Here is a 14,695-nt window from a genome sequence, read left to right on the forward strand (position 1 = left end):
TTGGCCGCGCCTAAAATCAGGTAACCCGTTTTTTTACATTTATTCAACTGCGGCACACGCGATTGCCTCGGTTGTAGGAGAGATATGATGACGGATAAAGTCCGTATTGATTCTTTAGATGCCACTTCAAACGCAAACAATGAAACCTATTTGGCCCGTCAGGCTGAGTTCGAATCAAACGTCAGAAGTTATCCCCGCAAGTTACCGTTAGCGATTACCCAGGCTAAAGGCGTATGGATTACCGACGCCGACAATAAAGAGTACCTCGACTGCCTGGCAGGCGCGGGTACGCTGGCGCTGGGTCATAATCATCCTGACGTATTGCAGAGCATCCAAAATGTCATTACCAGCGGCTTGCCGTTACATACTCTCGATCTGACAACGCCGTTAAAAGATGCGTTCTCTGAATACCTGCTGTCGCTGCTGCCAGGTCAGGGTAAAGAGTACAAGCTGCAGTTTACCGGCCCGTCCGGCGCAGACGCCGTTGAAGCGGCGATCAAGCTGGCGAAAAAAGCGACTGGCCGTTCCGGCGTGATCGCTTTCTCTGGCGGTTACCACGGTATGACTCACGGCGCGCTCTCGGTAACGGGCAACCTGTCGCCGAAAGAAGCGGTAAACGGCATGATGCCGGAAGTGCAGTTTATGCCTTATCCGCACCTCTACCGCTGCCCGCTGGGCATTGGCGGCGAAGCGGGCGTGAAAGCGCTGACCTACTACTTCGAAAACCTGATCAACGACGTTGAAAGCGGCGTGCGCAAACCTGCGGCGGTGATTCTGGAAGCCGTTCAGGGCGAAGGCGGCGTGAACCCGGCACCGGCCGAGTGGCTGCAGCGCATCCGCAAAGTGACCGAAGAACACGGCATTCTGCTGATCATCGATGAAGTGCAGGCGGGCTTCGCGCGTACCGGCAAGTTCTTCGCTTTCGAACACGCAGGCATTCAGCCCGATATCATCGTGATGTCTAAAGCTGTCGGCGGCGGCCTGCCGCTGGCCGTACTCGGCATTAAAAAGCAGTTCGACGCCTGGGCGCCCGGCCACCATACCGGTACGTTCCGCGGCAACCAGCTGGCGATGGCGACCGGCCTGACCACGCTGAAGATCCTTAAAGAGCAGAACATCGCGGATAAAGTGGCGCAGCAAGGCGAGTGGCTGAAAGGCAAACTGGCCGAAATGCAGAAGCGTTTCCCGGTTATCGGTCACGTCCGCGGTCTGGGTCTGATGATCGGTATTGAGATCGTTAAGCCGAACGAAGCCAAAGATCAGCTGGGCTGCTATCCGGCAGATGGCGACCTCTCTGCGCTGCTGCAGAAGAAATGCTTCGAATCTGGTCTGATCCTTGAGCGCGGTGGTCGTCACGGCTGCGTGCTGCGTCTGCTGCCTTCCCTGCTGATTACCAATCAGGAGCTGGAAGTGTTCCTCGACAAGTTCGAGCAGGCGCTGCTGGCCGCTGGCGTTCAGCCGGTTTAAGTGGAGCGGGATTAAAATGTCTGAATTAAATCCGATCCTCGCGGGTTCGGCGCAGAGCATCGAAGCCTACCAGCAGGTGATTGAGCAGAGCAGCAAAGCGGTCGTCGAGTGGCTGAAGCAGCCTGAGATGTATCAGGGTAAAACCGTCGCTGAACTGCGTGAGCGTATCGCGCTGGACTTCAACCCGACCGGCCTGGGCAACCAGGCCGCCATCGAGCGCGCGGTCGAGTTCTTCCTGAAAGACAGCCTGGCGGTACATCATCCGCAGTGCGTGGCGCACCTGCACTGCCCGAGCCTGGTTGTCAGCCAGGCGGCGGAAGTGCTGATCAACGCCACCAACCAGAGCATGGACTCCTGGGACCAGAGCCCGTCGGCCACCATCATTGAGATGAAGCTGATCGAGTGGCTGCGCGCCCAGGTCGGCTATGAAGCGGGCGATGCGGGCGTGTTCACCAGCGGCGGCACCCAGAGCAATCTGATGGGTCTGATGCTGGCACGCGACGCCTTTTTCGCGCGTCAGGGCCACTCTGTGCAGCAGGATGGCCTGGTTGGCGACCTGCGCAAGCTGAAGGTGTTCTGTTCCGAAAACGCCCACTTCTCCGTACAGAAGAATATGGCGCTGCTCGGCCTGGGTTACCAGTGCGTCACCCAGGTGAAAACTGACGAATACGCCCGTATGGACGTCACCGATCTGGCGGAAAAAATCGCCCAGGCGAAAGCCAACGGCGAACAGATCCTGGCGATTGTCGCCACCGCAGGCACCACCGATGCCGGCGCGATCGACCCGCTGCGCGACATCGCCGCGCTGGCGGCCCAGAACAATATCTGGGTACACGTCGATGCGGCCTGGGGCGGCGCGCTGCTGCTGTCGGAAAAATACCGTGACTATCTGGACGGCCTCGAGCTGGTGGACTCCGTTACGCTCGACTTCCACAAGCAGTATTTCCAGACCATTAGCTGCGGCGCGTTCCTGCTGAAAGATGCGGCGAACTACGAGCTGATGCGCTATCAGGCGGCCTACCTCAACTCTGAGTTCGACGAAGAGGCGGGCGTACCGAACCTGGTTTCTAAATCTCTGCAGACCACGCGCCGTTTCGACGCGCTGAAACTGTGGATGGGTCTGGAAGCGCTGGGACAGAAGCAGTACGCGGCGATCATCGATCATGGCGTTACGCTGGCACAGCAGGTCGCGAAATATATCAGCGCGCATCCGCTGCTGGAGCTGGTAATGAAGCCGCAGCTGGCGAGCGTGCTGTTCCGCTTCCACCCGGAAACGGGCTGCCGCGATCTCGCCGAAACCGCGCTGCTGAACCAGCGTATCGGCGACGCGCTGCTGGAATCGGGCCGCGCCAACGTTGGCGTCACCGAGCACAACGGCGTAACCTGCCTGAAGCTGACGCTGCTTAACCCGACCGTGACGCTGGAGGATGTTAAAGTCCTGCTGGCGCTGGTGGAGAAAACCGCGAAGCCGCTGGTGGGCTAACCGCCAGAGGCTGAAAGCGAAAGCCGGTAATGAAAATTACCGGCTTTTTTATTGCCCTGGGTTTACTCCTTCGGCTTACCGAACAGCTCTGGCGCCCACAAACTGGGATCGACCTCTTTAAACTGCGCGCGGATAAAGTGCTCTTTCAGGTGATAAGGCACCGTGCAGTCGAAGATAGTTTTGCTGGTGGTACCTTTTGCCGTCAGGCGCGGATCGTAGAACGGCTGCTGCGACGGATCGAGAACATGGCCCGCGACGCCCGGCACAAACAGGGTATCGAGATCGCCAACATAGCGCGTCTGCATCGCCCAGAGCACGTCATCGGTGTCGAAGAGATCGACATCCTCATCCACCAGAATCACGTTTTTTAACTCCCGATAGACCGCCAGCGCAATCAGCGCCGCCTGCCGCGTCATGCCGTCATCCCCTGCGTTGCGTTTTTGCACCTGCAGTACTGCCAGGAACTTCCCGCCGCCTGCGCTATGGGCATAGACGTTTTTCACCAGTCCCGGCAGCGCGTCTTCGCATTCAATATGGATGCTCGCCTCGGTCGGGATCCCCGCCAGGCTGACGTGCTCTTCGCCCGGCCCTACCAGGGTTTGCAGGATGGGGTTGCGCCGCGTGGTGATCGCCTTCACTTTGATAACCGGCAGCGCGGGATTGGCTTCGCCGGTGTAGCCGGGGAATTCCGGCATCGCCTTGCCGGTATGACTGTTTTGATCCTCTTTAACGCGCACGCCCGGCAGGATCTCCCCTTCAATCACCACCTCAGCGCGCGCAATCGCCCGCTGATTAACGCTCAGGCACTCTACCAGCTCCACCGGCTTGCCGCGCAGGCCGCCCGCTACGCACAGCTCGTTGAAACCGAACGGCGTGGTCGGCGCTTCAAACTCCGCGCCGATGTAGATAGCCGGGTCCAGCCCCATATTGATCGACACCGGCAGCGGTTTGCCTGCCGCCTCCGCTTTCTGACGGAAAGCGTCGATATGACGTCCCGGCGCGAAGAAAATAGAGAGCTCATCTTTGCTCTGTACACAGAGGCGATGAATGGTGACGTCTGCGTTATCGCGATCGTCAGGATCGCTGCCGAGCACTAGCCCCAGGCAGAAAAAGGGGCCAGCGTCTTCGCTGGTATTGGTTGGCGCGGGCAGGATCTTGCGCAGATCGAAACCCGCATCCTCGGCACGATAAACCACCTCCTGACAGGGTGCCTGGGCTTTATCGACCATCACCGGCGGCGTCACGTTCTTACGCGCTTCCGCCATCTGTATACCCAGTTCGCGCACCGGCGCGCCCAGCAGCGCGCTGACACGCTCGCGGCTCGCCATCAATCCCACCAGCACACGCGCGTCGGGAAAGCCTTTAATCTTATTGAACGTCATGGCCGGGCCGATGCGCGTCGGGCGCATCACGGTACCGCCTGCGCCGATATAGCGATAAACGCCCGCCAGTTCAGCGTTCGGATCGACCTCGCGATCGGTTTCAATGTAGTGGCCCGGCAGGGTTTTAAGCAGTTCAATAGCGGAGCGCAGATCGTTAACCGGCGGAACATGCCAGCCCTGCGGATGCGATTCGCCGGGTTTGACCAGCCGCCAGGTGGCGGGTTTTTTCTGTGGCATAGCAGCTTCTCCTTAAGCGGTTTCCAGATACGTTTTCAGCTGAAACAGCACTTCTCCCCAGTAGGTGTTGCAAAACGGCAGGTGCGGATCGTCCACGGCCCATTCGCCATGCGTGAGCGCAACCAGCGTGCGGCCATCCTCAAGATCGGAGAGCTGAAAAGAGAGGGTTTTTCCGGCGTGGCTGTCGGTTTCAATCAGCGAGGTCTGAACAATGCGTTTGTCTTGCTCAAGCGTCTCTGTACGCCAGCTAAAGTGGGTTTCCGGTTTCGGCCGCAGCGTCAGGATTTTACCTGCGACAATTTCCCCTTCGATTTCACCTGCATGCCAGGCAGCCATCTGTTCGATATCGGTCAGTGCGGCATATACCGCCGGGCGCGGCGCGGCGATCTTAATCGCGTGATGAAGCGTGATCATAATAACCTCGCAGGAGGAGGCCCTGGCGGGCCGGTAAGCAGGAACTACAACTGATGAGAGTATAGGCAGGTCATCAGCCGCGTCCGTCAGAGTTACGTTTTGATATGTAACAAAACTCCTGATGTACGCTTACCGGCTTATTCACCTGGAATGATCAGCGTTTTACGGCGAAAGCGGTCCCTCTCACTTTCATCAGGGTCAATGTCATAGAGGCCAGCGCCAGCAGAATAAGGATCGCGCCCAGCGCAGCCATGGCGTGAAACCCCGCCAGCCGAAACAGCCAGAGCCCGGCGATGCCGCCGCCCAGAAACGAAAAGATCGTCGTCAGATGCGTTTTTAACTGCTTCTTTTGCGCATGCGCGTTTTTCGACGGATCGCGTCGCAGCATGGCGCTGAGCACAGACGCCAGCGAGATGCCCGCATCGGTCAGGGTGCCGGTAATGTGAGTGGCGCGCACGCGCCCGTTAGATAATTGCGTCGAAGTGGCGTTATGTACGCCCATCAGAAAACCCAGCAGCACCAGTATTTCCCGGTTATTGCCGGAAGAGTAGAAAAAGATTTCGAACAGCGACAGAGACAGCAGCGCAACGCCTTCCACTGCCAGCACCTGACAAAATATGGTGCGCTGATTGTGTTTAAGGCCAGCGATAACCGCCAGTCGCGCCGTTACCGCACCCGCGACAAAGGCAAGCAACAGGCAGCCGAGAAAAGTAAGGTCGCGCAGATCGCTGTTATTCACTTCGCTGGAGAGCTGCGACGTATTGCCCGACATATGCGAAGGAAAAAAACCAAATGCGCCCAACGCCATGGCATTCAGCAAACCGGCCGCCGTCGCCAGCCAGACAGCAAGATAACGGTCTTCAGTATGCGATCGCTCTCGCTTCATTTTTATTAACATGCACGCTTCACCTTTTATTAATGCCTGAGATTAAGCGTAGGGAGGGAAGCGATCCTTGTCGCAGCGTGAAACTTAAAGGAGTGAATAAAAACGTTAGTTAACTTCAATAAAACGGCGCTATCTCAGTTACTGTAAAGGCGCGACAGCGTTAAGAAAAAGTCAATCAGCGGCGGGAGCAATAGTGCGCCAGCCGCAGGAATGGCTGGCGCTGAGGGTAACGCTTAGCGGCGGGCTCTTACCACCTGATACCGACGCGTGAGGTATTCCACCGGCGCGCTCCAGACGTGAACCAGACGCGTGAAGGGAAACACCAGGAAGATCGTCATACCGAGGATCAGGTGTACGCGGTAAATCCACTCTACCCCATCCAGCCAGTGCGAGGCGTTGCCCTGGAAGGTAACGATCGCCTGCGCCCAGCCGACCAGCTTCATCATGCCCACGCCGTCGAGATGCTGCATGGAGAAGAGGATCGAGGTCAGGCCCAGCGTGCACTGCACCACCAGAATACCGATGATGACGATATCGGCGCGTGTTGAGGTGGCGTGGATGCGCGGGTTAAGCAGACGACGTTTCAGCAGCAGGAAACCGCCCACCAGCGTCATGATGCCGAAGACGCCGCCTGCGCCCATGGCGATTTTCTGCTTGGTGGCGATAGCGAGGAACGGCTCATACATCCAGTGCGGCGTCAGCAGGCCAAACAGATGGCCGAAGAAGATGCCGAGAATGCCGATATGAAATACGTTCGAGGCGAAGCGCATGCCCTTTTTATCCAGCATCTGGCTGGATGAGGCGCGCCAGGTGTACTGACCGTAGTCATAACGCAGCCAGCTTCCGACAAGGAAGATGGTGCCGCACAGATAAGGGTAAATATCAAAGAACAACACATTTAAATAGTGCATCAGGCTGTTCCTCCAGCGGAGAGATCAAGATATTGCGGCGCGGTTTCGGCGCGAAAGCGCCGCTGATGTTGCTGTTGCGCCGAGCCGTCGCAGGCGTTGTTATCCATAAACTTCACCTGCTCCTCTTCCCAGACCGCATCCATCGCAGCGGGCGTATCGTCACGCGTCTCGCTGGCGACCTGAGCCGCCACGCTTTCGCTGCTCAGCGGGCTGTTCGCCACCTTCAGCAGCGTATCGAATAAGGCGCTGAAGTCGCTGCCGCGCTCTTTCAGGCGCCCGCCGATCAGCGCCAGGATTGGCGCGACATCCAGCAGTCCCTGCTGCGCCTCAGCCTCCGGTTGCAGGCTGAGATACTCCAGGTAGAGCGGCAGGTAATCCGGCAGTTCGCGGCAGTCCAGTTCCAGTCCGGCGCGCTCATACTGCGCCATCAGATCGACCATCGCCTGACCGCGATCGCGCGACTCCGCATGCACATGCTCAAACAGCAGCAGCGAGGTTGCGCGGCCGCGTTCGAACAGCGCGCACCATTCCGCCTGCATATCCAGCGGCGGCGTGGCGAAGTAGCGGTCAATAAAGGGCAGCAGCGCCGGATCCTGCGCGCTGACCGGTTCGCGAACGTCGTCCTGCAACGGCCAGAGCGCCTCGTCGGGATACTCCAGCAGCAGGGCGACAACTTTAATCAGCACCATTATTCGCCTCCCGCTTTATCGCCGATATTGATCGCGTCAATACGACGGCTGTTGAACAGGTTGAATTTGGTGTCGCTGCCGTGGCAGCCGTCGCCAAAGGTAAAGCCGCAGCCGTTGCGCTCCGGGAAAGCTTCGCGCGCCAGTTCGCGATGGCTGGTGGGGATCACGAAGCGGTCTTCGTAGTTAGCGATCGCCAGATAGCGATACATCTCTTCTACCTGCGCCTCGCTCAGGCCCACCTCTTCAATGGCGCGCGTGTCGGTCACGCCTTCCACGCTCTGCGCGCGTTTGTAGTGACGCATCGCCATCATGCGCTTCAGGGCGCGCAGCACCGGCGCGGTATCGCCAGCGGTCAGCAGGTTGGCGAGATACTGCACCGGAATACGCAGGCTTTCGACGTCCGGCAGCACGCTGCTCTGCGATACCAGTCCGCCCGCATCCACCACTGACTGGATCGGCGACAACGGCGGCACATACCAGACCATCGGCAGCGTGCGATATTCAGGGTGCAGCGGCAGCGCCAGTTTCCAGTCCATCGCCAGCTTCCACACCGGCGACGCCTGCGCGGCATCAATAACGTTTTGCGGGATGCCCTGCTTCAGCGCCTCTTCGATCACCTGCGGATCGTTGGGATCGAGGAAGACGTCGCACTGACGTTCGTAAAGATCGGTTGCGTGCTCGGTGCTGGCTGCTTCGGCGATCTTGTCGGCGTCATACAGCAGCACGCCGAGATAGCGAATGCGGCCGACGCAGGTTTCCGAGCAGACGGTCGGCATACCCGACTCAATGCGCGGATAGCAGAAGATGCATTTTTCCGACTTGCCGCTCTTCCAGTTGAAGTAGATCTTTTTATAGGGGCAGCCGCTGACGCACAGACGCCAGCCGCGGCATTTGTCCTGGTCGATCAGCACAATGCCGTCCTCTTCGCGCTTGTAGATCGCGCCGCTCGGACAGGTTGCCGCGCAGGCGGGATTCAGGCAGTGTTCACACAGGCGCGGCAGATACATCATGAAGGTGTTTTCGAACTGTCCGTACATCTCCTTCTGCATCGCATCGAAGTTTTTATCCGCCGAACGCTTGCTGAACTCGCCGCCGAGGATCTCTTCCCAGTTCGGGCCACCGTGGATTTTGTCCATGCGCTGCCCGCTAATCAGCGAGCGCGGGCGCGCCGTCGGCTGGCTTTTGCCCGCTTTGGCGGTGTGCAGATGCTGGTAGTCGAAGGTAAACGGCTCGTAGTAATCGTCAATGCCGGGCACCACCGGATTGGCGAAGATTTTCATCAGTACCGAGGAGCGGTTGCCGAGGCGCGGCTCCAGACGGCCTTTAATGTTGCGGATCCAGCCGCCGCGCCATTTTTCCTGATCTTCCCAGGCGTGGGGATAGCCGACGCCAGGTTTCGTTTCCACGTTATTGAACCAGGCGTATTCCATCCCTTCGCGGCTGGTCCAGACGTTTTTACAGGTGACGGAGCAGGTATGACAGCCGATGCACTTATCGAGATTCAACACCATGCCGACCTGAGAGCGGATTTTCATTTTGTCGCCTCCTGTACCTGATCGCGGCCTTCATCATCCAGCCAGTTCACCTTGTTCATCTTGCGCACCATAATAAATTCGTCGCGGTTGGAGCCGACGGTGCCGTAATAGTTGAAGCCGTAAGCCAGCTGGGCGTAGCCGCCGATCATATGGGTCGGTTTCGGGCAGACGCGCGTCACGGAGTTATGAATGCCGCCGCGCTGGCCGGTCACTTCCGAACCCGGAATATTCATCAGGCGCTCCTGGGCGTGATACATCATGGTCATGCCAGCCGGGACGCGCTGGCTGACCACCGCACGCGCCGTCAGCGCACCGTTAGCGTTGAACACCTCGATCCAGTCGTTATCCTCAATGCCCAGCTCTTTCGCATCCGTTTCACTCATCCAGACAATAGGGCCGCCGCGTGACAGGGTCAGCATCAGCAGGTTTTCGCTGTAGGTGGAGTGAATGCCCCATTTCTGGTGCGGCGTCAGGAAGTTGAGCGCCTTCTCCGGGAAGCCGTTAGAGGGGATATGACCCAGGTTCTGCACGCTGCGCGTATCGACCGGCGGTCGGTAGGCGCAGAACGCTTCGCCGAAGGCGCGCATCCACGGGTGATCCTGATAAAGCTGCTGGCGGCCAGAGAGCGTACGCCATGGGATCAGCTCATGCACATTGGTGTAACCGGCGTTGTAAGAGACATGCTCATCTTCCAGGCCTGACCAGGTTGGGCTGGAGATGATTTTGCGCGGCTGCGCCTGAATATCGCGGAAGCGGATCTTCTCTTCCTCTTTCGGCTGCGCCAGATGGGTATGGTCGCGGCCGGTAAACTCGCCCAGCGCCTGCCAGGCTTTAACCGCTACCTGGCCGTTGGTTTCCGGCGCCAGGGTTAAAATCACCTCGGCGGCGTCGATGGCGCTGTTGATCATCGGCTGGCCTTTGGCGACGCCGTCCGCTTTGGTGTAGTTGAGACGGCGCAGCAGATCGACTTCCTTATCGGTGTTCCAGCTGATGCCTTTGCCGCCGTTGCCCAGTTTTTCCAGCAGCGGCCCGACAGAGGTAAAGCGTTCGTAGACGGCGGGATAGTCGCGCTGCACGCTGATAATCTGCGGCGCGGTCTGGCCGGGGATCAAATCACATTCGCCTTTTTTCCAGTCGCGCACCTCGCCTGCCGCCAGCTCGCCGGGGGAGTCGTGCTGCAGCGGCTGCAGCACCACGTCGGTCTCTTCGCCGAGATGGCCGACGCAAAGTTCCGAGAAGGTTTTCGCGATGCCTTTATAGATTTCCCAGTCGCTTTTCGATTCCCAGGCGGGATCGACCGCCGCGGAAAGAGGATGAATAAATGGATGCATATCCGAGGTATTCATGTCGTCTTTCTCGTACCAGGTGGCGGTAGGCAGCACGATATCGGAGAAGAGACAGGTGCTGGACATACGGAAATCGAGCGTGACTAACAGATCGAGCTTGCCTTCCAGCGCGGCGCTGCGCCACTCCAGCTCTTCCGGGCGCTCATCCTCATCGCTCAGCGGCTCGCCCTGAATGCCGCTCTCGGTGCCGAGCAGATAGCGCAGCATATATTCATGGCCTTTACCCGAGGATCCGAGCAGGTTTGAGCGCCAGATAAACATATTGCGCGGATGGTTATTGCCGTTGTCAGGATCTTCGCACGCCATACGCAGCTTGCCGGACTTCAACGCCTCGACGGTCCACGCCTGCTCAGACTGCCCGGCGCGTTTCGCCTCTTCGGCGATGCGCAGCGGGTTGATGCCAAGCTGCGGTGAGGATGGCAGCCAGCCCATACGTTCGGCGCGCACGTTGAAGTCAATCAGCTGGCCGCTGAACTGGCTGGCGTCGGCGAGCGGCGACAGCAGTTCGCTGACCTGCAGCTTCTCAAAGCGCCACTGACTGGCGTGGTTATAGAAGAACGAGGTGCTGTTCATCTGGCGCGGCGGGCGGTTCCAGTCGAGCGCGAACGCCAGCGGCGTCCAGCCGGTTTGCGGGCGCAGTTTCTCCTGGCCGACATAGTGTGCCCAGCCACCGCCGGTCTGACCGACGCAGCCGCAGAACACCAGCATGTTGATCAGCCCACGGTAGTTCATGTCCATGTGATACCAGTGGTTCATGCCCGCACCGACGATGATCATTGAGCGTCCGTGCGTTTTGTGCGCCGTCTCGCCGAACTCGCGCGCGATTTTTTCAATCTGGCTGCGCGGCACGCCGCAAATCTGCTCCGCCCAGGCGGGCGAATAGGCGCGCACGTCGCTGTAGTCGCGCGCGCAGTTAACATCGTCAAGGCCGCGATCCAGGCCGTAATGGGCCAGCGTCAAATCATAGACCGAGGCGACCGGCAGCTGGCGTCCATCGGCCAGCGTCAGGATTTTGACCGGCACTTTATGCAGCAGCACTTCATCCTGTTTCACATGGCGGAAATGCGGGTTTTCGATGCCGCCGAAGTAAGGGAAAGCGACGTCCATCACCGCATCGCGCCGATCGAGCAGCGAGAGGGTAAGCTCAATCGCCGTACCCGCCGCTTTCGGCTCAAGGTTCCATTTGCCCTTTTCGCCCCAGCGGAAACCGATCGAACCATTCGGCACAACCAGATCGCCCTCCTGGTTACAGGCCACGGTTTTCCACTGCGGGTTGTTCTCTTCGCCGAGGCTGTCGGCGAGATCCGCCGCGCGCAGCTGGCGTCCGGGTACATAGCTGCCATCTTCGCGCGGTTCCAGCAGTACCAGCATCGGCATATCGGTGTAGCGACGCGCGTAGCTGAGGAAGTAGTCGCTGGGGTTTTTCAGGTGGAACTCGTTCAGGATAACGTGGCCCATCGCCATCGCCAGCGCGCTGTCGGTACCCTGCTTCGGCGCCAGCCACTGATCGCACAGCTTGGCGACTTCTGAATAGTCAGGCGTGATAGCAACCGTTTTGGTGCCTTTGTAACGCACCTCGGTAAAGAAGTGGGCGTCCGGCGTGCGCGTCTGCGGCACGTTGGAGCCCCAGGCAATAATGTAGTTAGAGTTGTACCAGTCGGCGGATTCAGGCACGTCGGTCTGTTCGCCCCAGGTCATGGGCGACGCCGGCGGCAGATCGCAATACCAGTCGTAGAAGCTCAGGCAGGTTCCGCCAATCAGCGACAGATAGCGCGTCCCTGCCGCATAGGAGACCATCGACATGGCCGGTATCGGCGAGAAGCCCGCAATGCGGTCTGGACCATAATGTTTAATGGTCCAGATATTGGCGGCGGCGATCAGCGGGTTCAGCTCTTTCCAGCTGGCGCGCACGAAACCGCCGCGGCCGCGCTGCGATTTATAAATTTTGCTCTTTTCGCTGTCCGCCATAATGGCGTTCCAGGCATCGACCGGGTCGCTGTGCTGCGCCAGCGACTCGCGCCACATCTCCAGCAGCACCTTGCGCACCAGCGGATATTTCAGCCGGTTGGCGCTGTAGAGGTACCAGGAGTAGCTGGCGCCGCGTGGGCAGCCGCGCGGCTCGTGGTTGGGCAGATCGGGGCGCGTACGCGGGTAGTCGGTCTGCTGCGTTTCCCAGGTGACTAAGCCGTTTTTGACGTAGATTTTCCAGCTGCAGGAGCCGGTGCAGTTAACGCCATGCGTCGAGCGTACGATTTTGTCATATTGCCAGCGCTGCCGGTAACTGTCTTCCCAGTCACGGTTGGTGTTATAGACCTGACCGTGCCCCTCTGCGAAGCTGTCGCCTTTCTGTTTGAAATAGCGGAAGCGGTCGAGAAGTTTGCTCATTGCGCATCTCCAGTATGGTTAGTGCTCATTGCTCTGCTTAGTTGTTATTGGTTTTGCGACGGCCATACAGCAGCCAGGTCAACAGCAGACAAACGATGTAAAAGACCAGAAAAATTTTCATGGCGCCGACGGGCGAACCGGTCAGCGTGAGTGAGGTACCGAACGCTTTCGGGATAAAGAACCCACCCACCGCGCCCAGGGCGGAAATAAAGCCCAGCGCGGCCGCCGTATCGGTTACCGCGGCATGTTGCGCCTCTTCCGCGCTACGACCCTGCGCAGTCATGCGGTCCATGGTGATTTGGCGGAAAATCACCGCGATCATCTGGAAGGTTGAGCCGCTGCCGAGTCCGGCGGTAAGGAACAGCCCCATAAACACCACATAGAAGCTCAGGAACGAGCCGCCGGAGGTGCCGGGCAGGGTCAGGAACAGCAGCGCGGAGAAGATCGTCATCAGCAGGAAATTGATGGCCGTTACGCGCACGCCGCCGAATTTGTCAGAGAGAAAACCGCCTGCCGAGCGCGCCAGCGCGCCGAGCAGCGGGCCGAAAAAGGCGAGATGGATAATGTCCACCTGTGGAAACTGCGTTTTCGCCAGCATGGCGAAGCCCGCCGAAAAGCCAATAAAGGATCCGAAGGTAGCCAGATAGAGCAGCCCCAGCGTCCAGAGGTGTCCCTGCTTCAGCACCGGCAGCTGTTCGCGCAGCGAGGCGCGCATGCCAGCGATATCGTTCATTCCGTTCCAGGCGGCGATAGCGGCGATGGCCAGCAGCGGCACCCAGATCCAGGCCGCGTTCGCGAGCCACAGCTGGCTACCATCCTCCAGCGTCGCGCCGCCTACGAAGAACGGCACCACAATAATCAGCGGCGCGATCAGCTGCATCACGCTGACGCCCAGGTTGCCCAGGCCGCCGTTAATGCCGAGCGCCGAGCCCTGTTTGCTTTTGGGATAAAAGAGGCTGATATTGCCCATGCTTGACGCGAAGTTAGCGCCTGCCAGACCGCAGAAAAGCGAAATGATGATAAACACGCCATAAGGCGTATTGGGATCCTGAACGGCGAAACCCAGCCAGACGCAGGGAATGATCAACACGGCGGTGCTGATCACCGTCCAGAGACGACCGCCGACTACCGGCACGACAAAAGAGTAAGGCACGCGAAACAGCGCCCCGGAGAGAGAAGGCAGAGCCGTTAACAAGAAGAGCTGATCGACGGTGAAATTAAATCCCACCCGGTTAAGGTTGACCGCCACGGTGCTGAACAGCATCCAGACGCAGAACGCGAGCAGCAGCGCGCCAACGGAAATAATTAAATTACGCCGGGCAATATGTTTGCCCTGGCTCTCCCAGAATTGTTTATTTTCCGGCGCCCAGTTTTCAAGTGCGCTGTGCCTGGTGTGCGTGGAATGAGGTTTTACGCTCACATATCCTCCCAATAAGCAGCAGACGGATCTCTCCCGCTGTCTGCGAGTAGTATTTAAAATTAATAAATGAGAAACTGAATAAATCCGTATTTATACGAATCTGAATGATAATCAGATGACGACGCCAGAAACGTTTTGCCTTTAATAAAGAAATAGCGGTTAAATCAGGCGTCGTTATTCGGCGAAATATTCCGTCCTGTAGAATAGGTAATAAGCCTATCGCAGCAGGCCGTAAAAACAAGAGGATTTGTAGGGGCTTTTATGATTCAGCGCAAAGCAACGCTGAGTTGAGGAATAAGGGGCACAGAGTTAACTACCTAATTTTAGGTATATTTTAGCAGCCTTAAAATAGATGACCAGTTGCGCAGCGAGTCAATTTGATAAAAATCAAAGAAAATGGCAATAAAAGTCAGAAATAGCTTTAAGCTGCCCTTCCCTGAATCCTGTCCTTTAATACAAGAAAAAAATCAGAAAGCTTTTCGAGGGGAATAAAGATTCTTATCCATGGGCTATCGTTATTTACAAATATATATAACGATT

The 14,695-nt window shown here is 58.2% G+C and carries 10 protein-coding genes; 2 read left to right on the top strand and 8 right to left on the bottom strand.

What is annotated here, in order from left to right; translation table 11 throughout:
- The first annotated feature begins 84 nt into the window (after positions 1-84).
- Positions 85-1,467, top strand: coding sequence for a diaminobutyrate--2-oxoglutarate transaminase (locus EKL29_RS11100; RefSeq protein WP_120456372.1), 1,383 nt, complete (start codon positions 85-87; stop codon positions 1,465-1,467).
- 16 nt (positions 1,468-1,483) lie between these two features.
- A complete protein-coding gene (locus EKL29_RS11105) occupies positions 1,484-2,950 on the top strand; it encodes an aspartate aminotransferase family protein (RefSeq protein ID WP_120456374.1) in 1,467 nt (488 codons plus the stop codon).
- 62 nt (positions 2,951-3,012) lie between these two features.
- Here EKL29_RS11105 and EKL29_RS11110 read toward each other — a convergent pair whose 3' ends face one another.
- From EKL29_RS11110 to EKL29_RS11145, 8 genes are all read right to left on the bottom strand, one after another.
- The gene (locus tag EKL29_RS11110) at positions 3,013-4,569 is read right to left on the bottom strand and encodes a UbiD family decarboxylase (RefSeq protein WP_126689696.1); all 1,557 of its coding nucleotides are present in this window, start codon (positions 4,567-4,569) and stop codon (positions 3,013-3,015) included.
- 12 nt (positions 4,570-4,581) lie between these two features.
- Positions 4,582-4,983: an SRPBCC domain-containing protein gene (locus EKL29_RS11115; RefSeq protein WP_126689697.1), complete on the bottom strand. Its 402-nt coding sequence runs from the start codon at positions 4,981-4,983 to the stop codon at positions 4,582-4,584.
- 154 nt (positions 4,984-5,137) lie between these two features.
- Positions 5,138-5,881: a YoaK family protein gene (locus EKL29_RS11120; RefSeq protein ID WP_126689698.1), complete on the bottom strand. Its 744-nt coding sequence runs from the start codon at positions 5,879-5,881 to the stop codon at positions 5,138-5,140.
- 221 nt (positions 5,882-6,102) lie between these two features.
- Positions 6,103-6,780, bottom strand: a complete 678-nt coding sequence (gene narI / locus EKL29_RS11125) for a respiratory nitrate reductase subunit gamma (protein ID WP_126689699.1) — start codon at positions 6,778-6,780, stop codon at positions 6,103-6,105.
- Complete coding sequence (narJ, locus tag EKL29_RS11130; protein WP_126689700.1) at positions 6,780-7,469, bottom strand: nitrate reductase molybdenum cofactor assembly chaperone; 690 nt, start codon at positions 7,467-7,469, stop codon at positions 6,780-6,782. The genes narI and narJ overlap by 1 nt, the downstream gene beginning before the upstream one ends.
- Positions 7,469-9,004: a nitrate reductase subunit beta gene (gene narH / locus EKL29_RS11135; protein WP_126689701.1), complete on the bottom strand. Its 1,536-nt coding sequence runs from the start codon at positions 9,002-9,004 to the stop codon at positions 7,469-7,471. Before narH ends, narJ begins: the two co-directional genes overlap by 1 nt.
- Positions 9,001-12,735 (bottom strand): nitrate reductase subunit alpha, encoded by a 3,735-nt coding sequence (locus tag EKL29_RS11140; protein ID WP_126689702.1) that lies wholly within the window; start codon positions 12,733-12,735, stop codon positions 9,001-9,003. The genes narH and EKL29_RS11140 overlap by 4 nt, the downstream gene beginning before the upstream one ends.
- Before the next feature lie 37 nt (positions 12,736-12,772).
- Positions 12,773-14,155, bottom strand: a complete 1,383-nt coding sequence (locus EKL29_RS11145) for a NarK family nitrate/nitrite MFS transporter (protein WP_126689703.1) — start codon at positions 14,153-14,155, stop codon at positions 12,773-12,775.
- Positions 14,156-14,695: the final 540 nt, after the last annotated feature.

The sequence above is a fragment of the Pantoea sp. YU22 genome (assembly GCF_003970755.1).
GTDB classification, from domain to species: Bacteria; Pseudomonadota; Gammaproteobacteria; order Enterobacterales; family Enterobacteriaceae; genus Pantoea; species Pantoea piersonii.